Source organism: Sphingomonas phoenicis (genome assembly GCF_047238005.1).
In the GTDB taxonomy this organism is placed as follows: domain Bacteria; phylum Pseudomonadota; class Alphaproteobacteria; order Sphingomonadales; family Sphingomonadaceae; genus Sphingomonas.
The window spans coordinates 790,563-809,569 of sequence record NZ_JBDFMC010000002.1; the positions used below are offsets into that span (position 1 = coordinate 790,563).

At 70.2% G+C, this 19,007-nt stretch carries 21 protein-coding genes and 1 tRNA gene; 2 read left to right on the plus strand and 20 right to left on the minus strand.

Annotated features, from left to right (window positions below; translation table 11 throughout):
• Positions 1–80 precede the first annotated feature (80 nt).
• Entirely contained in the window at positions 81–1,181 is a 1,101-nt protein-coding gene (gene ald / locus ABC319_RS04875) for an alanine dehydrogenase (protein ID WP_413069146.1), read from the plus strand.
• A 50-nt stretch (positions 1,182–1,231) separates the two neighbouring features.
• Positions 1,232–1,453 (plus strand): DUF3072 domain-containing protein, encoded by a 222-nt coding sequence (locus ABC319_RS04880; protein ID WP_413069147.1) that lies wholly within the window; start codon positions 1,232–1,234, stop codon positions 1,451–1,453.
• A 4-nt stretch (positions 1,454–1,457) separates the two neighbouring features.
• On the opposite strand, the gene ABC319_RS04885 is transcribed toward ABC319_RS04880, so the two are convergent.
• The 20 genes from ABC319_RS04885 to ABC319_RS04980 all read right to left on the minus strand — a co-directional run bounded on the left by ABC319_RS04885 (position 1,458) and on the right by ABC319_RS04980 (position 18,958).
• Positions 1,458–2,081 carry a tetratricopeptide repeat protein gene (locus tag ABC319_RS04885; protein WP_413069148.1) on the minus strand — a complete coding sequence of 208 codons (624 nt, stop codon included), beginning with the start codon at positions 2,079–2,081 and terminating at the stop codon, positions 1,458–1,460.
• Entirely contained in the window at positions 2,081–2,473 is a 393-nt protein-coding gene (locus ABC319_RS04890) for a cytochrome c-type biogenesis protein (RefSeq protein WP_413069149.1), read from the minus strand. Before ABC319_RS04890 ends, ABC319_RS04885 begins: the two co-directional genes overlap by 1 nt.
• Positions 2,470–2,997 (minus strand): redoxin family protein, encoded by a 528-nt coding sequence (locus ABC319_RS04895; protein ID WP_413069150.1) that lies wholly within the window; start codon positions 2,995–2,997, stop codon positions 2,470–2,472. The genes ABC319_RS04890 and ABC319_RS04895 overlap by 4 nt, the downstream gene beginning before the upstream one ends.
• A complete protein-coding gene (locus tag ABC319_RS04900; RefSeq protein WP_413069151.1) occupies positions 2,994–4,904 on the minus strand; it encodes a heme lyase CcmF/NrfE family subunit in 1,911 nt (636 codons plus the stop codon). Before ABC319_RS04900 ends, ABC319_RS04895 begins: the two co-directional genes overlap by 4 nt.
• Positions 4,901–5,335, minus strand: a complete 435-nt coding sequence (gene ccmE / locus ABC319_RS04905; RefSeq protein ID WP_413071617.1) for a cytochrome c maturation protein CcmE — start codon at positions 5,333–5,335, stop codon at positions 4,901–4,903. Before ccmE ends, ABC319_RS04900 begins: the two co-directional genes overlap by 4 nt.
• A gap of 115 nt (positions 5,336–5,450) precedes the next feature.
• The gene (gene ccmC, locus ABC319_RS04910) at positions 5,451–6,176 is read right to left on the minus strand and encodes a heme ABC transporter permease CcmC (RefSeq protein ID WP_413069152.1); all 726 of its coding nucleotides are present in this window, start codon (positions 6,174–6,176) and stop codon (positions 5,451–5,453) included.
• A 126-nt stretch (positions 6,177–6,302) separates the two neighbouring features.
• Positions 6,303–7,355 (minus strand): Leu/Phe/Val dehydrogenase, encoded by a 1,053-nt coding sequence (locus tag ABC319_RS04915; RefSeq protein WP_413069153.1) that lies wholly within the window; start codon positions 7,353–7,355, stop codon positions 6,303–6,305.
• Between the two features lie 102 nt (positions 7,356–7,457).
• Positions 7,458–7,534 (minus strand) — tRNA-His (locus tag ABC319_RS04920).
• A 48-nt stretch (positions 7,535–7,582) separates the two neighbouring features.
• On the minus strand, positions 7,583–8,308 hold the full coding sequence (gene gspN, locus ABC319_RS04925; protein ID WP_413069154.1) for a type II secretion system protein N: 726 nt from the start codon (positions 8,306–8,308) through the stop codon (positions 7,583–7,585).
• Positions 8,305–8,781: a type II secretion system protein GspM gene (gspM, locus tag ABC319_RS04930; protein ID WP_413069155.1), complete on the minus strand. Its 477-nt coding sequence runs from the start codon at positions 8,779–8,781 to the stop codon at positions 8,305–8,307. The genes gspN and gspM overlap by 4 nt, the downstream gene beginning before the upstream one ends.
• Entirely contained in the window at positions 8,778–9,875 is a 1,098-nt protein-coding gene (gspL, locus tag ABC319_RS04935; RefSeq protein ID WP_413069156.1) for a type II secretion system protein GspL, read from the minus strand. Before gspL ends, gspM begins: the two co-directional genes overlap by 4 nt.
• On the minus strand, positions 9,872–10,849 hold the full coding sequence (gene gspK / locus ABC319_RS04940; RefSeq protein ID WP_413069157.1) for a type II secretion system minor pseudopilin GspK: 978 nt from the start codon (positions 10,847–10,849) through the stop codon (positions 9,872–9,874). Before gspK ends, gspL begins: the two co-directional genes overlap by 4 nt.
• The gene (gspJ, locus tag ABC319_RS04945) at positions 10,839–11,468 is read right to left on the minus strand and encodes a type II secretion system minor pseudopilin GspJ (protein WP_413071618.1); all 630 of its coding nucleotides are present in this window, start codon (positions 11,466–11,468) and stop codon (positions 10,839–10,841) included. Before gspJ ends, gspK begins: the two co-directional genes overlap by 11 nt.
• Entirely contained in the window at positions 11,468–11,938 is a 471-nt protein-coding gene (gene gspI, locus ABC319_RS04950; RefSeq protein ID WP_413069158.1) for a type II secretion system minor pseudopilin GspI, read from the minus strand. Before gspI ends, gspJ begins: the two co-directional genes overlap by 1 nt.
• Entirely contained in the window at positions 11,928–12,422 is a 495-nt protein-coding gene (locus ABC319_RS04955) for a GspH/FimT family pseudopilin (RefSeq protein ID WP_413069159.1), read from the minus strand. The genes gspI and ABC319_RS04955 overlap by 11 nt, the downstream gene beginning before the upstream one ends.
• Positions 12,423–12,554: 132 nt before the next feature.
• Positions 12,555–12,998, minus strand: coding sequence for a type II secretion system major pseudopilin GspG (gene gspG, locus ABC319_RS04960; RefSeq protein WP_413069160.1), 444 nt, complete (start codon positions 12,996–12,998; stop codon positions 12,555–12,557).
• 18 nt (positions 12,999–13,016) lie between these two features.
• The gene (gene gspF / locus ABC319_RS04965) at positions 13,017–14,240 is read right to left on the minus strand and encodes a type II secretion system inner membrane protein GspF (RefSeq protein WP_413069161.1); all 1,224 of its coding nucleotides are present in this window, start codon (positions 14,238–14,240) and stop codon (positions 13,017–13,019) included.
• Positions 14,233–15,873, minus strand: a complete 1,641-nt coding sequence (locus tag ABC319_RS04970; protein ID WP_413069162.1) for a GspE/PulE family protein — start codon at positions 15,871–15,873, stop codon at positions 14,233–14,235. Before ABC319_RS04970 ends, gspF begins: the two co-directional genes overlap by 8 nt.
• Positions 15,870–18,116, minus strand: coding sequence for a type II secretion system secretin GspD (gspD, locus tag ABC319_RS04975; protein ID WP_413069163.1), 2,247 nt, complete (start codon positions 18,114–18,116; stop codon positions 15,870–15,872). Before gspD ends, ABC319_RS04970 begins: the two co-directional genes overlap by 4 nt.
• Positions 18,113–18,958, minus strand: coding sequence for a type II secretion system protein N (locus tag ABC319_RS04980; protein ID WP_413069164.1), 846 nt, complete (start codon positions 18,956–18,958; stop codon positions 18,113–18,115). Before ABC319_RS04980 ends, gspD begins: the two co-directional genes overlap by 4 nt.
• Between the last annotated feature and the right edge of the window lie 49 nt (positions 18,959–19,007).

Sequence of the window (19,007 nt, forward strand, 5' to 3'; positions counted from 1 at the left end):
GCGTGGCACAGCCGGTGGAGGTGTGCGCATTGTGCCGCTATAGCGCGCGCTATCAACGATTTGCACCAGGAGCGGAACGCATGAAAGTCGGTGTCCCACGGGAGATCAAGAACCACGAGTACCGGGTCGGACTGACGCCGCCATCGGTGGCGGAACTGGTTGCAAACGGGCACGAGGTGGTCGTCGAGACGAGTGCCGGGGACGGCATCGATTTCGATGATTCGTCCTATGAGGCGGTCGGCGCCACGATCCTGCGCGACGCCGCCAGCGTGTTCGCCGCCGCCGAGATGATCGTGAAGGTCAAGGAGCCGCAGCAGAGCGAGATCGCGCTGCTGGAGCCGCGCCACCTGCTGTTCACCTACCTCCATCTGGCGGCCGACAAGCCGCAGGCGGAGGGGCTGATGAAGTCCGGTGCGACGTGCATCGCTTACGAGACGGTGACGGCACCGGGCGGCGGCCTGCCGCTGCTGAAGCCGATGAGCGAAGTCGCCGGGCGCATGTCGGTGCAGGTCGGCGCGCATTACCTGGAGAAGGAACAGGGCGGTCGTGGCGTGCTGCTGGGCGGCGTACCGGGCGTGGCGCCTGCGCGGGTGGCGATCCTGGGTGGCGGCGTGTCCGGCATCAACGCCGCGCAGATGGCAGTCGGCATGCGCGCCGACGTGACCATCTACGACGTCAACATGAGCCGGCTGGCGGAACTCGACATGTTCTTCTCCAGCCAGATCAAGACGGCCTATGCATCGAAGGCGGCGATCGCCGCGGCGGTGGAGCGGGCGCATCTGGTGATCGGCGCCGTGCTGGTACCCGGCGCCGCAGCACCGAAGCTGGTGACGCGCGACATGCTGAAGACGATGAAGCGGGGCAGCGTGCTGGTCGACATCGCTATCGACCAGGGCGGATGTTTTGAGACCAGCCATGCGACGACGCACGAGGATCCGGTGTTCGAGGTGGACGGCGTGATCCACTATTGCGTCGCGAACATGCCGGGCGCGGTCGCGCGGACCAGCGCCTTCGCGCTCAACAACGCCACCCTGCCCTTCGCGCTCAAGCTGGCGAACCAGGGCGCGCAGGCGGCGATGGCGGCCGATCCGCACCTGGCGGCGGGGCTGAACGTTTCCGACGGCAAGATCCGGCACCAGGCGGTCGCCGAGGCGCTCGACCTGGCGTACGAGCCGGCCTGACGGGAACACATTGGGAACGTTGGGTGTTGGTCGCGATGAAGGAGATCACCGTGACCGACACCCCCAACCCTAAGTCAGAGCCCTTTTCGAACGCCGAGAAGGACCCGGACGACTGGACCACCGGCGACGAGAAGATGACCGGTGCGCAGGCGAGCTACCTCAAGACCCTGAGCGAAGAGGCGCATGAGGAATTCGACGAAACGCTGACCAAGGCCGATGCGTCGAAGCGGATCGACGAGTTGCAGGCCAAGACCGGGCGCGGTGCCGCCTAGGCACTTATTGCCCAACCGCCGCGCGCAAGCGGCGCAGCATATCGAGCCGGCTGGCAATCGCCGGCCGGTATGCTGCATCGGCGGGGGTCATGGCCAGCGCACGAGCCCATGACGCCTCCGCCTTGTCGAAATCGTTCATCCGCAACTGTGCCAGCCCCCGGAAGAACGCCGGCGCCGGGCTACGCGGATCGAGACTGGCGGCGCGATCGAACGCCAGCGCTGCGGCGGGCGACAGCTGTCGATCGTGCCGGGCAATCGCATCGCCCAACGCCGTCCACAGCTGGACGCTGGTGCCGTCGCGCCGCAGGCCGCCGAGGATCGCCTCCACCTCGTAACGAGCCGAGCCGGAGCGGGCGAGTGCGTCGGCCGCGGTCAGATAGGCACCGTCGATCCCGAAACGCCCGAACATCCGGCCGCGCAACTCCGTGATCGCCTCGTCGCTGCCCAGCAATCGCGTATCGGGCGCGGCGGGGCTGGCCGGCAGATCCGGACTGCCCTGCAGCGCGTATCCCGTCGCCGCCAGCATCAGCGCCGCACCCGCCAGCGACCACAGGGGGCGGCCGACGCGAAGCAGCAGCAATGCACCAAAGGCAATGCCGGCAAGCAGCAGGAGCGCGATCCAGCCCATCAGCGCCGCCGCCGGAAGCTGCTGCGCGCAAGCCAGGCGCCGATGCCGAGCAGCACGACGGGCGCGAGCCAGAGAGGCCAGGTGACGGGGGACAGTGGCGGATCGTAGCTGATGTAATCGCCGTACCGACTGATCAGCCACTCGCGGATCGCGTCGGGCCGCTCGCCCTGCTGGATCCGGCCTCGGACGAGGGCACGCATGTCGCCGGCCATCGTCGCGTCGCTGTCGGCGATCGACTGGCCCTGGCACACGACGCAGCGCAGCGTCTCCATCAGCGTCCTTGCCGCCGCCTCTTGCCGGGGATCGGCCAGTTGCGTGTCGGCCAGCGCGGCCGGCACCCGGGTCTGGCCGGCGAGCGACAGAAGCAGCAGGGCGGCAGCGATCCGTTTCATCGCAGCGCCTTCCACTGGGCGACGATGTCGTCGACCGCGTCCTCGCGGATGTCGCCGACGAACTGGCGGACGACGTGCCCGTTGCCGTCGATCAGGAAGGTTTCGGGTACTCCCGATGAGCCGAGCGACAGCTGCACCGCGCTGTCGCGATCGTCGCCGATCCGGCGATAGGGGTCGCCGTTCCGCCGGAGGAACGCCTGCACGTCGGCCGGCGTATCGCGGATCGCGATGGCGTCGATGGGGACACCCGCTTGCTTCAGCCGCAGCAGCTGCGGCGCCTCTGCGATGCAGGGGATGCACCAGCTGGCGAAGACGTTGAGGAGCCGGGGACCAGCACCCTTCATCGTCGCGCTGGATACGCCGGGCTTGCCGGCGACCAGGGGAGAGAGCGTGAAGTCGGGCAGCGGCTTGCCGACCAGCTGCGAGTGGACGACGCGATCGGCGGGGCTGAACAGCCCGGTCGCGACCACGGCGAGCAGGACGAGGAAGCCGGTCAGCGGCAGCCAGAGGAGCGCCCGCTTCACGCCGCGACCTCGTGCCGGCGCCGGACGAGCCGGCCGACCAGCGACAGCGCGCCACCCAGCGCGATCAGAACGCCGCCCAGCCAGATCAGCGTCACGAACGGCTTCCACCACAGGCGCACCTGCCAGCGCCCCTGCCCGTCCGGCTGACCGAGGACGGTATAGAGCTGCCCGTCCATGACCGTCGCGATGGCCGACTCGCTGGTCGTCGTCGGCGGGTCCGAGAAGGTGCGCGACTGTGGATAGAGCCGCCGCGTCGCCCCGTCGCGTTCCACCGTGAGCCGTGCCTGGAGCGCGGACCAGTTGTCGGACACGACCGGCGAGATGCCGTCGAGCGCGACGTGCCATGGGCCGACGCGTGTCGCCTGACCCGGTGCGAGTGCCACCAGCCGTTCTGCCGTGAAGGCGGAATCGCATGCCATGCCGGCGAGCGAAACGGCGATGCCCAGATGCGCGACGACCATGCCCCAGGTGAAGAGCGGGGTGCGGCGCAGGTTACGCTTCCACAAGGGCGCGACGCTGGCGACGGCCAGTCCGGCCGCCAGGCTGAGCCCCATCAGCGGCAGCACACCGATCGGCATCGCCGCAAGGAGCGCGGCAACGAATGCCGCACCCGTCGCGACGAGCGGCCACACGATCCGGTCGGCAATGGCGGCCAGCTCGTCACGACGCCAGCGAAGCAGCGGCCCGACCGCCATGATCGCCACCAGTAGCAGGGCGATCGGCCCGGCCGCCTTGTTGAAGAAGGGGGGGCCGACCGACAGCTGCACCCCGAACCCGGCAGCGACGATCGGATAGAGGGTGCCGATCAGGACGATACCCAGGATCACCGACAGCAGCAGATTGTTGGCGACCAGTCCGCCCTCCCGGCTGACCAGCTCGAACGTCCGCCCCTGCCGCACGGTGCCGACGCGCGCGGCGAACAGGGTGAGCGCGCCACCGATGTAGAGCGCGAGCAGCACCAGGATGAAGGCACCACGGCGTGGATCGACGGCGAAGGCATGGACGCTGGTCAGGATGCCGGAGCGGACCAGGAAGGTGCCGATCATCGACATGGAAAAGGCGACGACCGCCAGCATCACCGTCCAGGCACGCAGCCCGTCGCGGGTGGCGAGCACCGTCACCGAGTGAAGCAGCGCCGTCGCCGCCAGCCATGGCATCAGCGATGCGTTCTCGACCGGATCCCAGAACCACCAGCCGCCCCAGCCGAGCTCGTAATAGGCCCAGTAGCTGCCCGCGGTGATCCCGATGGTCAGGAACACCCAGGCGCCCAGTACCCATGGCCGCATCGCCCGTGCGAACTCCCGCCCGACATCGCGGGTGACGAGGGCGCCGACGGCGAAGGAGAAGGCGACCGACAGGCCGACATAGCCGGCGTAGAGCGTCGGCGGGTGGAAGGCGAGCCCGGGATCCTGCAGCAGCGGGTTGAGCCCCGCGCCGTCGGCCGGTGCGGGCGACAGGCGGGCGAAGGGGTTCGAGGCGAAGAGCAGGAAAGCGTAGAAGCCGAGCGCGATGGCCGCCTGCGCACCCAGCGTCGCGATCAGCGTCGGCCCGGCCAGCCGCCGCTCGAAGATCGCGACCGCGCCGCCGGCGAGCCCCAGGATCGTCACCCAGAGCAGCATCGAGCCCTCGTGATTGCCCCACGCGCCGGCGATCTTGTAGATCCAGGGCTTGGCGGAATGGCTGTTCTCGGCGACCAGCTTCACCGACATGTCCGATTGCTGGAAGACCGCGATCAGGAACAGCATGGCCGCCGCGGCGAGCACCCCCTGCACGATCGCGACCGGACGAACCGCGCCGGAGACCTCGACCGCCGCGGGACGATGCAGCGCAAGGGCCGCCAGCGCGAGCTGGAGCGCGGCGAGCGCGGCGGCGATCCACAGCGCGGCGAGACCGGCCTCGGCGATCACTGTTCCAGCGACTTCGTCTCGTGCATCTTGCCCGCCAGCTCGGGCGGCATGTACTTCTCGTCGTGCTTGGCCAGGAGATTGGTCGCGATAAAGGCGCCGGAAGGCTGGAACTGCCCCTCTGCGACGACGCCCGACCGCTCTCGGAACAGGTCGGGGACGATGCCGGCGAAGGTGACGGGCGTGGTCGCCCGCCCGTCGGTGACGACGAACCGGACGGTGACGCCGTCGGCAGCGCGATGGACCGATCCAGCCTCTACCATGCCACCCAGCCGCACCGCCTTGCCGAGCGGCAGGCCGTTCCTGGCGACATCCGACGGCGCGTAGAAGAACGCCGCCTGGTCGCGCAGCGCCGACAGCGCCAGCACCGCCGCCGCGGCCACGGCGGCAAGGGCGAGCAGGACGAGGATCAGCCGCTGGTTCTTGGCCGCCATGCGCGGGGCGGTCATGGTCGCTCCGCCCGGCGCATCGCCACCCAGCTGAGGAGCGCCAGCAGCGCCGCCCCGACCAGCGTCACGGCATAGGCGGCGGTGACGAAGGGCCAGGGGTTCATGCCCGGGCCATCCGGCGCTGACGCGCCTCCGCCTTCGCAGCGGCGAGCATGGCGCGCATCCGCATCAGCACGATGGCGGCGAACAGGAAGGTGAAGCCGGCCAGCATGATCGGCAGCGGCCACAGGATGGCCGGATCGATCGACGACCGGGTCAGCCCGATGCTGGGCCCCTGATGCAACGTGTTCCACCAGATCACGGAATAGCGGATGATCGGCAGCAGCACGGTGCCGGCGATGCCGAACACGGCAGGCACCCGTCCGTCGCCGCCGCGGTCGGCATCCGCGCGGGCGAGTGCGATGAAGGCGCAGTAGACGAAGAACAGCAGCAGCATCGAGGTGAGGCGTCCATCCCACTGCCACCACGTACCCCAGGTCGGGCGGCCCCAGATCGATCCGGTGATCAGGCAGATGGCGGCGAACACCGCTCCCGGCAGCGCGATGGCGCGGGCGGCGATGGCGGCGATGGGATGGCGCCACACGAGCAGCGCGATCGACGACAGGGCGATACCGCTCCACCCGCCCATGCCCAGCCAGGCGGCGGGGACATGGATGTAGAGGATGCGGACGGTTTCCCCCTGCAGATAGTCGGGCGGCGTCCGGGTCAGCCCGGCCCAGCAGCCGATGCCGATGCCAGCGACGCCCAGCCACAGCAGGATCGGGGTCAGCGGACGGGCGACCTTCAGGAAGCGGGCGGGATTGGCGAAGGCGTGGAGGCTGGGCACGGTGGTCGCCTGATATGGCAAGTTTCGGTCCGCGTCACGCGCGACATTCGATCGGAAGGTAAGGCTAAGGTAAGGCTTGCGCCTCATCCCTTCCGATCACAAGGCATTGGACGGCAACGACTGTTTCTATCCGCGACCGATCAGCCCGCGTGCCAGGCGATCGGCGACGTCGGCGGCGGGCTGGCCGGACCGGTCGCTCTCGTCCCACACCTCGACCAACCGGTCGGGAATGCGGGCGATGCGCGCCATCACCTCCGCCTCGTCGCCATGGCCGAGATACTCCAGCCCGACATTGATGATGCCACCGGCGTTGATAACATAATCGGGTGCATAGAGGATACCACGATCGTGGATCCGCTGCCCGTCGACCGGAGTGGCGAGCTGGTTGTTGGCACCGCCGGCGACGACGCGCGCCTTCAGGTCGGCGATGCTCGCCTCCGTCAGGATGGCGCCGAGCGCATTGGGGCTGACGAGGTCGACGTCCTGCGACAGGATCGCCTCCGGCGCGACGGCGGTGGCGCCGAGTTCGCCGGCCATCGCGTTCGCCCTGCCCTCGTCGACATCGGCGAGGGTCAGCACCGCGCCGTCGCGGGCGAGTAGCCGCGCGAGACCGCCGCCGACCGAGCCGAGGCCCTGCACGGCGACCCGCACGCCGCGCATGTCGGTGGCACCCAGCCCCCGCGCGGCGGCGGCCTTCACGCCCAGATAGACGCCGTGCGCTGTATAGGGACCGGGATCGCCGCCCGCCGCGCCGCTTTCGACGGGCAGGCCGGAGACATAGCGGGTTTCGCCGGCGATCACCTTCATCCGGTCCTCGGACATGCCGACATCCTCGGCGGTGACGTAGCGGCCGCCGAGCGATTCGACGGCACGGCCGAACGCCTGCAATTGCGCGGTGGTGATCGTCGCGCCCGGCCGGTCGGCCAGCACCACGCCCTTGCCCCCGCCCAGATCGAGCCCGGCCATCGCGTTCTTGAAGCTCATGCCGCGCGACAGGCGCAGGGCATCGGTCAGCGCCCGCTCGTCGGAGCCGTAATGCCAGAACCGGACGCCGCCCGCGGCTGGCCCCAGCCTGGTCGAGTGGATCGCGACGATCGCCCGCAGCCCCGAATCGGGATCGCTGAACAGGTGAACGCCCTCATGCTCGTCGAAGTCGGGAAGGCCCCACGCGGTCGCCATCGCTCACTTGCCTCGTAATTTCTTAACCAAGGCACGAAATATTATTATTCGCGGCGGTTGACCACCCCGAATGTAGGTCGACGTGAAATATCGGGGAAGAAGTGGGGCGACCGACGGGACTTGAACCCGCAACTTCCGGCATCACAAGCCGACGCTCTAACCAATTGAACTACGGTCGCCGCGAAGGCCTGCGCCCCTAGCGGACGGGGCCGATGATCGTCAAGCTATCAGAAGCCGCCTTCGACCGAAAGTGCATAGCCATTGGGTCCGTTGACGAAGCCGGCCGCCTCCAGCCGCTGCGCCGCGACCGCATCGGCGGGGCGGACCGCCAGTTCGGCGGCATAGCGGCCGTTGCCGGTGATGCGCAGGTTGACGACCTCGGTCCCGGCCGGGCCGCTGAGCGGAAGCAGCAGGGCACCGGCATCGCAGCGGGCGACGCCAGCGACCGACGGGGGTACGCCGATGCCGGCGACCTCGCCCGACAGCAGGGCGCGCACCCGCCCCTCGGCCGCCTTGCAGCGATCGTCCTCGAACCGGACCGTCAGGTCTTCCAGATCGATACCAGTCACCGGCAGCGGCTGGAATACCCGGCCGGTGGCGACCCGGCCGGTAATGTTGCCGACGCCGAAGCCGTGGCGGCTGACGAAGGCGTCACCCGACAAAGGCGGCGCACCGATGCTGCCCGGCCCCTCCAGCGACAGCGAGGCGCGTCCGACGAACAGCGCCAGCGGCGACAGGCGCGCGCGCAGGTCGCCGACCGCCAGATCGCCGAACCGCGCCTCGCTGAGCGTCGCGCCCCAGATGGTGCCGGTGACCGATCGGGCGCGCAGCCCCTGCTCGCCGGCGCCGGCCATGCCGAGCACGAGCCGCATCGGCAGGAAGACGATCAACGCGACGACCAGCATCGCGCCGAACAGGGCGGCGGGGCCGGTGGACAGGCGTATCCGCTTCACGATGCGCGGCTCCTAAGGACCAGGCGGCCGGCAACCGTGCGGTCGCCATTGTCGGTCAGGGTCGCCGACTGGACGACGATGCCGCCACGTTCCAGCCGGGCGAGCCAGGCCGTCAGCGCAGTGCCGCGTGCCGACTGGATGGACACCCGCACGCTGCCGCCGGCATCCGGATCAAGGCTGGCGAGCGGAAACCCCGCCTCTTCGGCACGCACGCGAACGGTGTCGGCCAGCGTGCCGGTCAGCGGCCGGACGCGCTGTGCCTTTGCGTCGCGCAGCGCCTCTACCCGCGCCGCCGTCTCGCCCAGGCGGACGACGGCGGTCGTGTGGCGCTCACGCGCGCTGGACAGCGCATCGCCGAGGGGACGCAGGATCAATCCCCAGACGATCGTGACCGCCAGCAGCGCGGCCATGACCAGCAGCAGCCGCTTCTCACGCAGCGAGCGACCGTCAAACCAGCTTCGCAAGCCACTCATCGCCGGCTGACCGTCAGGTCGCCGGTGACCCGGCCGCCGCTAGACTGGAACACGCTGGCCCGTACCCGGAACCCGGCGGCTTCCAAGGCGGTCTTGAGATCGGTGGCCAGCGCCTCCCGCTCGGTCGCGAGGGTCAGGCGCAGGTCGCCGTTCTCGGTGAAGTCGATGCCCATCACTTCGGTCCCCGGCACGCTGCGAACGGCCGCGAAGGCCGCCGCCGTGGTGGTGGTGAAGCCCAGGCCGGGGCCGATGACGCGGCGACCGCGCTCGTCGAGCTGGCGATCGGGATCGGTCAGCGTCTCGCCGCGCGGCAGGCTGGTGGCGGCGAGCGCGTCCGCGCGCGCATCGACGGCATCGGCGGCAAGATCGTATTTGGCGAGCCGGACCAGCGAGGTGGCGAACGAGACCAGCAGGATCGCTCCCCCCAGCATCGCCAGCCGACGGATCAGCCGCCAGTCGATCGCCAGCCGCCGCCGCCGGGCGAAGGCGCCCTGGCGCAGATCGAGCGCGGGGGCCGCCGCCGCAGCCGCCAGCGCCCGTTCCAGCGGATCGCGGACGAGCGGCTTCATCGGCTGGCCGGCGGTGACCAGATCGGTCAGCTGCGCCTCGTCGGCGAAGCCGCTGGTCCGGCCGCGGATCACGCCGACCCCGGCCAGCGTGGCGCGGAAATAGCCCTCGTCCGGCCGGGGCAGCAGCATCGGCGCGGGGACGAGCGCGACGGGATCAACGCCGGCGGTGGCGAGCAGCGACAGCCATTCCCGCATGGCGCCGGCACCGACGACGGCGATCGGGCGGTCGGTCGAGCCGTCCTCCCCATCGCCCACCGCGACATGGAGTTCGCCGGCGGGCGCCGCGCTGGCCTCCGCCGCCAGGATGCGGGCGGCGGCGGTCGCCTGCGCCACCGAGCCGCCGGGCAGTTCCGCCCAGTGCAGCGTCACCGAATTGGCCGGGGCGACCGCGACGACCGGATCGCCCGCCGGCGGCGCGCCGTCGCCCCGCGCCATCATGCCGGTATCGCCGAAACGCATCCAGCGCATCCCGACCGGCGTGTCGGGATCGGGGTTACCGGGAGGAAGGAAGAGCAGGGTCGTCATGTGTCCTCCCCCCATTGCCGCGACACGAGGCCGACGGGAAGCCTTGTCGCATCGATCAGCGAACGTTCTTCCACCTGCGCGCCCGGCATGTCGACGTCGATCGCCAGTGCGAACCAGTCGGTCGACACCGCGGTCTGCGCGCCGGCATCGGTCGGGGCGGCCGTTCCGGTCCATACCGCAGCGGGATTGCTCCACCCCTGAACCGGCCGGCGCATGAGCAGCTGTCGCGCCGCCTCCACCGTCACCGTATCGGGCGCCAGCATCGCCAGAAGCGGCGCCTGTTCGGGCGACAGCGTGTTCACGTTCAGCCGCGCCGGCTCCGACGTCGGCAACGTGCAGACCCACGGGCGGATCTGGGCATAAAGCTCAGGCGTCATGCCAGCCAATGCGCGTAACTCACTGCGATCCGACATCAATGTGCCCGCCGTGCGATAGGGCAGCTGCTGACCGGTGTAGCGTGGGTCCTCGGCACCGTCGACCTGTTGCTCCGCATCGGTGTCCATCCAGTCGGCGGCGGTACCGGCGACCTGGTTGCCGATCTGCGGCGGAATGCCGATCAGGCGGAGCAGCCGGGTGAACTGCACGCGCTTGGCGAAGTCGGTGACGTAGACGCCGGGAGCCACCTGTCGCACCAGACTGTTCAGGTTGAAGCAGTTGCCGCCGTCGCTGACCCGCGCCGTCGCCGTGCCGCCGCCGGGCAGCGGCAGGCCGAACGGCCGATTGCTCCAGTTGCCCTTCAGGGTGACGCGCTGGTTTCCGCTCGTCAGCAGATCGCCGACGCGCACCATCGCCAGCGCCTCTGCGGCCACGGCATAGGCCCGCGCCTGTTCCACGGCCGCCGCGTTGCCGGCCAGACGGGTGGACAGGCGCAGCTTCTCCAGCCCAGCCCCCGCCATCACGGCGATCACGGCGACCAGCATCAGCACCGTCAGCAGCGCCGCGCCGCGTTCCCGGGGGCGGGGCTCAACCGGCATTGTCAGGCTGCTTGGGCGGCGGCGGCACATAGCCGGTGCCGACGAGGAACATGGCGCGATAGTCGGCTCCGTCGGTGCGGATCAGGCGCACCTCCATCGCCTGTGGCAGCGGGATGCCCGCGCCGCCATCCCACCGATCGCTCCAGGCACCGTTGTACCGGTAGCGGAAGACGATCTGACGAACGCCGGCCAGCATCGGCGTGGGCGGCAGCGGCGGCGCCCCGTCGAGCTGGGGGTAGCCGGTGCGGACCAGATTTTCGCCGATCATGGTCCAGGCGACCTTCTGTCCGGCGGAACGCGGCGCGGCATCGATGTTGGTCCAGCCGCCGCGGACCAGCAGCAGCGTCGCCTGTTCGCCGACGAAGGCCGGGCGCAGGATACCGCCCTCGTCACGGGACGGCCGGACGACCGCCTGGGCCAGATCGGAGGACAGGACGGAGATGGTCCGCGCCAGCGCCGCACCGTCGTCCAGGCGGCCGGCGGTGGCGGCCTGGGCACGGATGCTGAACGACAGGATCGCGACGCCGGCCGCGGCGATCATGCCGAAGATCATCAGCGCGACCATCACCTCGACCAGGGTGAAGCCGCGTTCGGCCGCGGGGCGGGGATCGGCGTGCATCACGGCGTGGCGCCCGGCGGGGGTGCGGGGGTGCGGGTGGGAGTACCGGTCGGGGTGGCCGTGGGGCGGGCGCCCGGTGCGGGGACGGTTCCACCTGCCGCGGCGACCGGTGGCCGGATCATCGTCATGCGGCCGACCTGCTGCCCGGCGAGATCGGTGACGACGACGTCGACGCGCACGACCCGGGCGTCGCCGGCCGTGGAGATCTGGCGCGTCCAGTTCCAGCTGCGGCCGCCATTGACCTCCGACCCCGACGTCCGGCCGGGCGCGGGCGGCTGCGCCTCGGTCAGCGCACCCACCGCGACGTTGCGCGCGACGAGCTGGCCGACCAGAGTCTCGCCGATCAGCCCGGCGCCGCGCGCGGTCGCCCCCTCGAGCCGGACGAGCGCGAGCACCGCGAGGCTGAAGACGGCGAGCGCGACCATGATCTCGATGAGGGTGAAGCCGCCCTCTCGCGCGTCACTGCTCATCGGTGCGCACCTCGCCGTCGGCGCCGACGCGGACCAGCGCGTCGACGCCGCTGCGCGACAGCTGCAGGTCCAGCCCGCGATCGGCGATGCCGGTGGGATCGAAGGTCAGGCGGACGCGGCCGCCGGGATCGGGAATGGCGGCGCGCGTCCCCTCCTCCCACCGCTCGACCCGCAGCGGCTTGTCGGCGACCGGGCTCCAGCGGCCGGCGACGCGACGCTCGAAGCCGTAGCCGCCGCTCGTCACCCACAGGCTGACCGGGCGCGCCTCGACCACGGCGATGTCGCGGGCGGCGCGGACCCGGGCGGCGAAGCGCAGTCCCTCGTCGAACACCCGGCCGCGCGGATCGGGCATGTTGAACGCCGCGATCGCCGCGGCCAGGCCGATGATGACGATCACGACCATCAACTCGACCAGGGTGAAGCCGTGTTCGGCATGACGCCTCACGGGCGTGAAGCCGTGTTCGGCGGGCTTTCCGGCGGGCATAGTCCTACCTCCCGTCATCCCCGCGCAGGCGGGGATCCAGACGCGCTGACGTTCCGGATGATCGCGGACGGCAGCGTGTATGGATCCCCGCCTGCGCGGGGATGACGAAGAAGAAGGGTCGTAACCGTCACCTTACTGCCAGCTGCCGATGTCGGCGTTGATCCCCTCGCCGCCCTCCTTGCCGTCGGCGCCGTAGGTCCAGACATCGGCCTCGCCATGCTGGCCGGGCGATGCGTAGAGATAGGCGTTGCCCCACGGATCGTCGGGCAGGCGCTTCAGATAGCCGCCACGCTGGTAGCGGCTGGGATCGGCCAGCCCGTCGGGCTGGGTGACCAGCGCCTGCAACCCTTGCGCGGTTGTGGGATAGTTGACGTTCTGGAGCTTGAAAAGCTCCAGCCCGCCCTCGATCTGGGCGATGTCGGCCTTCGCCTTCTGGATGCGCGCGGTGTCGCCGGACGGCAGCACGTTGAGCGCCACGATGGTCGCCAGCAGGCCGATGATGACGATCACGACCATCAGCTCGACCAGGGTGAAGCCGTCCTCGCCGCGCCGGCGCTTCTTGGAATCGGTACGCATGTAACCTCTCATTCGCTCTCAACCCCCCGCCAGCGTGTTGAGCTGGAGGATGGGCAACAGGATCGCTAGCACGATCGTGGCGACTATGGCGCCCATCACCACGATGATCGCGGGTTCCAGCAGCGAGAGTGCGGTGGCGGTGAAACGGTCGAACTCGCGCTCCAGGTAATCGGCGGCGCGCTCCAGCATCTCGTCGAGCCGGCCTGCCGCCTCGCCGCTGGCGGCCAGATAGGTCAGGAGCGGCGGGAAAACGCCCGCGCGCCGCATCGCTGCCGACAGGCTGCCGCCACCGCGGATCGCGTCGACGATCTCGTCGGACGCGACCCGCAGGCGGCGATTGTGGATCGTGCCGGCGGTCAGCGTCAGGCCCTCGAGAAGCGGCAGGCGGCTGGCGACCATCGTCCCCAGCGTACGGGCCATCCGCGCAGCGTGAAGATCGCGCAGCAGGCGGCCGAGCAGCGGCAGGCGCAGCAGGCGGGTGTCGAACGACAGGCGCATCGCGGGATCCTTCAGCAGGCGCCATGTCCCCAGCCCGAGCAGCACGACCGCGATCAGCATCACCCACCACCAGCCGACCAGAAAGTCCGACAGCGCGATGACCATGCGGGTGAGGAGTGGCAGTTCCTGACCGACCGTGTCGAACTGCTCGACCACCTGCGGTACGACGAACATCATCAGCGCGGTGACGACCCCCATCGCGACGACGGCGAGGATGGTCGGATAGGCGAGTGCAGTGATCAGCTTGCCGCGGATCTCCGCCTGTCTTTCCAGCAGCGCGGCAAGGCGATCGAGGATCGTCGGCAGCGTGCCCGAACTCTCGCCGGCGGCGACCATCGCCCGGTACAGCGGCGGGAAGCTCTTCGGTTCGCGCGCCATCGCATCGGCGAGCCGCCGTCCCTCCACCACGCCGGCATGGACGATGCGGACGATCGCCTGCACCCGTTCCTGCTCCGTCTGGCGGGTGATGGTGCGCAGCGACTCCTCCAGCGGCGACACCCGGTTCAGCGTCGCGAGCTGGCGGGTGAACAGCGTCAGCTGCTTGCCCGACATCTTCGGCCGGCCCAGCTGCAGGCCGAACAGCGGACGGCCCCGCGTCTGCGGCGGCGCGCCGGGTTCGATCCGGACGACGTAGAGCTTCTGCCGGTCGAGCGTGGTGCGCGCGGCATCGATGTCGGCGGCCGCGACATGCCCGCGACGCTCGTTGCCGCGGGTGTCGATCGCCAGATAATTGAAATCAGCCATCGGCCGGCAGCGCCAATCCCTCGGCGCGGCGATCGACGGGCGGATCGGGCATCGGCTCCTCGACATCGGTAGCATCGCGGCGAGAAACGCGGATCGCCTCCTCTGGCGTGGTCTGGCCGGCGATCACCAGATCGCGGGCCGCGGCGGCCAGGTTCGGGGTGCGCGCGAAGGCGTGGGCCGAAATCGCCGCCTCGTCGCCGCCCTCGTTGATGAGGCGGCGGATGGTGTCGTCGACGCGCACCGCCTCGAACACGCCGATACGGCCTTTGAAACCGGTGTTGTTGCACTGGTCGCAGCCGACCGGCTCGTAGATCGTCGCGCTGGAGGGGATGCCGAGCAAGGTCGCCAGCGTGTCGCCGGCGCGGACCTTCACGCCCGGCGCCCGCTCGCCCGCCGGCACTGCACGCCGGCAATGGGGACACAGGCGCCGCACCAGCCGCTGCGCGATGACGGCGCGCAGCGTCGAGGCGAGCAGGAACGGCTCCACCTTCATGTCGCGCATGCGGGTGATCGCGCCGACGGCGTCGTTGGTGTGGACCGTCGACAGGACGAGGTGGCCGGTCAGCGACGCCTGCACCGCAATCTCGGCGGTCTCGCGATCGCGGATTTCGCCGATCATTACTACGTCGGGATCCTGGCGCAGGATCGCGCGCAGGCCGGCGGCGAAGGTCAGCCCGACCTTGGCATTGACCTGCGTCTGGCCGACACCCTCGACCGCATATTCGACGGGGTCCTCGACGGTCAGGATGTTGCGGCTGCCGTCGTTCAGCAGGCGGAGCGCGGCGTAGAGACTGGTCGTCTTGCCCGACCCGGTCGGACCGGTGACCAGGATGATGCCGTTCGGCTCCGCCAGCGCCCCCTTCAGCAGCGCGTACATCGGCGGCGTCAGGCCCAGCGCCTCCAGATCGATGCCGGCATTCTGCTTGTCGAGGATGCGCAGCACCACCCGCTCTCCCGCACGGCTGGGCAGCGTCGACACGCGCACGTCGAGCAGCTTGCCGCCCAGCGTCAGCCCCATGCGCCCGTCCTGCGGCACGCGGCGCTCGGCGATGTCTAGGCGCGCCATCACCTTGACGCGGCTGACCACGACCGGGGCGACGTGCGGCGGCATCCGGAGCGTCTCGCGCAGCACGCCGTCGATGCGCATGCGGACGACGAGGCCGGTCTCGTACGGCTCGATATGGATGTCGGATACGCCGTTGCGCGCAGCATCGGCGATGATGCCGTTGATCAGCCGGATCGCCGGCGCGTCGTCGGCGGTGTCGAGCAGGTCCTCCGCGGTCGGAATGCCGTCCGCCAGCATGTCGAGCTCGTTACCCATGCCGACCGCGGCGAGTGCGTTCGCCTGGCCGTCCATCGCATAGGCGTCGGAGAGGAGCCGTTCGAAGGCAGGTGCCTCGATCACCGCGATCTCGAACGGACGGGCGAGGAAGCGCCGCGCCTCGATCAGGGCACGCGGGTCAGCACCCTCGCGCAGGGCGACGGTCAGCGGCCCGTCCGGATCGCCGGGGCGCACCGCCACGCCGAACTTGCGCGCGAAACCATAGGGGAGCACCATCTGCGGAACGACGGTTCGATCGCCCTGGGCGGGCGGAGGCGGCGCGATCGCCTGCTCGCCGTTCGCGATCTTCATTTCCGCTCCGGCCGGATCGACATGCTGGGGCGCCCCTGAACGGGTACGGCGATGTTGGGGTCCTCGATGTTGCCGGGCATCGGCGACGACGGGATCGGCGGCGCGGCGTTCATGTAGTCGCGCACCAGCTGGTCGATCGAGGGTTCGACGCCGGGCTGCGCATAGCCCTGCGTCGCGCGCAGATAACCGTAGCGCTGCTCGGTGACGCGGCGGCTGTCCTCGGGCGTGCGCAGGATGGTCGGGCGGATGAAGACCATCAGGTTGGTCTTGGTGCGGCTGCGCGCCTTCGAGCGGAACAGATTGCCGAGGAGCGGGATGTCGCCCAGCACCGGGATCTTCTCGATCGTCCGCCGTTCGGCATCGTCGAGCAGGCCGCCGATGACGGTGATCTGACCGTCGTCGGGGGTGAAGACGTTCTCGAACGCGCGCTTGTTCAGGATCAGCTCCGAATTGCTCGCCGAGACCGGGCCAGCGATCGAGCTGACCTCCAGCCGGACGTAGAGCTTCAGCGAGCCGCCGGCATTCACCTGCGGCTTGACGTCGAGCTGGATGCCGACATTCTGGCGCTGCACCGTACGGAAGGCGTTGTCGAAATTGTTGGACAGCGCCTGGCCGGTGGTGACCGGAATCTCCTGCCCGACCAGGCTGTGCGCCTGCTGGTTGTCGAGCGTGATGATGTGGGGGACCTGGAGCAGGTTCGACGTATTGTCGCTCTTCACCGCATTGATGATCGCGCCGAAGATCGTGTCGCCCACCTTCCCGCCCCAGCCGGCGAAGCCGCCGGCGGTGCTCAGGATGGAACTGATCGCCGACTGGGTCAGCTGGTCCGACGCGGCATTCTGCGTGCGCGTCTCGGTGCGGGTACCGTCGGGTGCGATGACGGTGGTGGTCGTGCCGCCGATCTCGCGCGCGCCGACCGCGCCGGCGATCTGCAGGATGTTGGGCGCCGTGTTGGTGTAGGTCGACGCGGCGAAGGCACCGCCCGAGAGGTTGCCGAGCAGGAACTGCGCGCCCAGCCGCTTCACGGTAGCGTCCGACACCTCGGCGATGATCGCCTCGATCAGCACCTGCTCGCGCCGCGTATCGAGCTGGCGCGTCACCTCGGCAAGCTGGCGCTGGATGTCGGCGGGCGCGGCGATCACGATAGCGTTGGCGCCGGCGAAGCGGGTCACGACCGCCTGGGTGCGGCTGCTGGCCGAGGAGATCGGCGCCTGCTGCCCGTTCGCCGTGGTCGTACCGCCACCGCCGCCGCCGGACGACTGGGTGGCGGGCTGGATGATCTGCGGCGTGATCGTGCCGCTGGAACTGCCGGTGGTCGAGTTCGTGGTCTGGAAGCTGCCGCGCGACAACGTGGTTTCCTGCACCGGATCGGGCGTCTGCCCGACAAGGCGCTGAAGAACCGGGAGCAGCTGCTCGGCGTCGGCATTCTCGAGGAAGACGACCTTGATCTCGGTACCGCTCTTCGCCTTGCGATCGAGGTCGGCGGCCACGGCGGCGAGCCGCGCGACGCTCGCCTGATCGCCGCGCAGGCCGATAGAGTTCGAGCTTTCGATGGCGACCACCGACACGCCGGTGCCACCCGTGCTGGGCGCACCGCCGCCGCTGCCGCCGGTCGCGCCGCCGCCGCCCGCCAGCGACTGGAGCGCGGTGGCGACCTCGCGCGCGGAGGCGTTCCGCAGCGTCACGATGCGGGTCGACGAGCCATCGGTATCGACGCGTCGCAGCACCTCGCGGATGCGGCGGATATTGTCAGCGAAATCGACCACGACCAGGCTGTTGCCGCCACGATTGGCGGTCACCGCGCCCTGCGCGCTGACCAGCGGGCGAACCGTCTCGACCGCCGCCGCCGCGTCGATCGAGCGGAGGCGGACGATCTCGGTCACGAAGCTGTTGCGCTGCGCCCCGGCCGAGCCGATCCGGCTGGGCTGCGACGCGGCGTTGTCGATCGGCTGGATGCGCAGCACGCCGTTGCCGGTCGGGACGGCGACGAGGCCGTTGGCCCGCAGCGTCGAGAGGAACACCTCGAAATACTCGGAACGCGACAGCGGACGATCGGTGACGACGGTGACCTTGCCGGCGACGCGGGCGTCGACGATGAAGGTGCGCCCGGTCACCCGCGCCGCATCGGCGATGAAGGCGCGGATGTCGGCATCGCGGACGTTCAGGGTCGTCTGCGCGACCACCGGGGTCGCCAGCGCCAGGGCGGCCAGGGCAACCGGAACGGAGAAGGAGGTACGCATCATTTATTGGGCGCCGCTATCGTGATGGCGAGGGGCAGCGTTTCCTGTCCGCGCTCGACCGTGATGGAGATGTTGCCGCCACCGGCGACGTCGACGGCGACGCGATCGAGATCGGCCGGGCCGGTGACGGGCCGTCCGCCGATCGACGTGACCACGTCGCCCTCGCGCAGGCCGGCCCGGCGGAATGCCTCGCCCGACCCCTGCGGCCGGACCACGAGGCCGCTGACCCGGCCATTGTCGAGCCGCGGGATGAACCCGATTTCCTGACGCAGCTGACCGATCTGGATGCCGGTGCCGCCGGGGGCAGCGCCGGGCGTTGCCGCAGTGGGCACGCCGGGTGAGGCGGCGCCGTTGGGCGGTGGCGGCGTTTGGCCGGACTGGTCGAGAAACAGGTCTTCGCTGGCACCACCGCGGTCGAGCGTGATGTGATCGAAGGCGACCGACTTCAGCCGGACGCCGGGCTGGATCTCCTCACCCACGGCGACGCTCTGCTGCACCCCGGCGGGCCCGGCGACGATCGCCGACCCGCGCCCGGTCGCCTCGTCGAGGCGGATGCCGAAGACGGTCAGCTGGAGCGCGGTGACGGTGGTGGGCGCGCTCTGCGCCTGTTGCAGCCGGAAGAAGGGATCGAAGCTGGTCAGCAGCTCGACGGGGGAACCGGGCACGGAGATGGCCGCCGGACGCCAGTCGCCGACCGGGCCGATCGGCGTCACGACCACCCAGACCAGCCGCGCGACCTGCACGGCCAACCCCGCCATCAGGGCAAGTTCCGCGATCGAATAGACGTTCACGACCGGCAGGCGGCCGATCAGCCGACGCGCGCGCGGGTCGAGCTTCAATCGCATCGCGTCATCATCCCGCCCGCTCTACCGCCATTAACTATGCCCTGTCGCC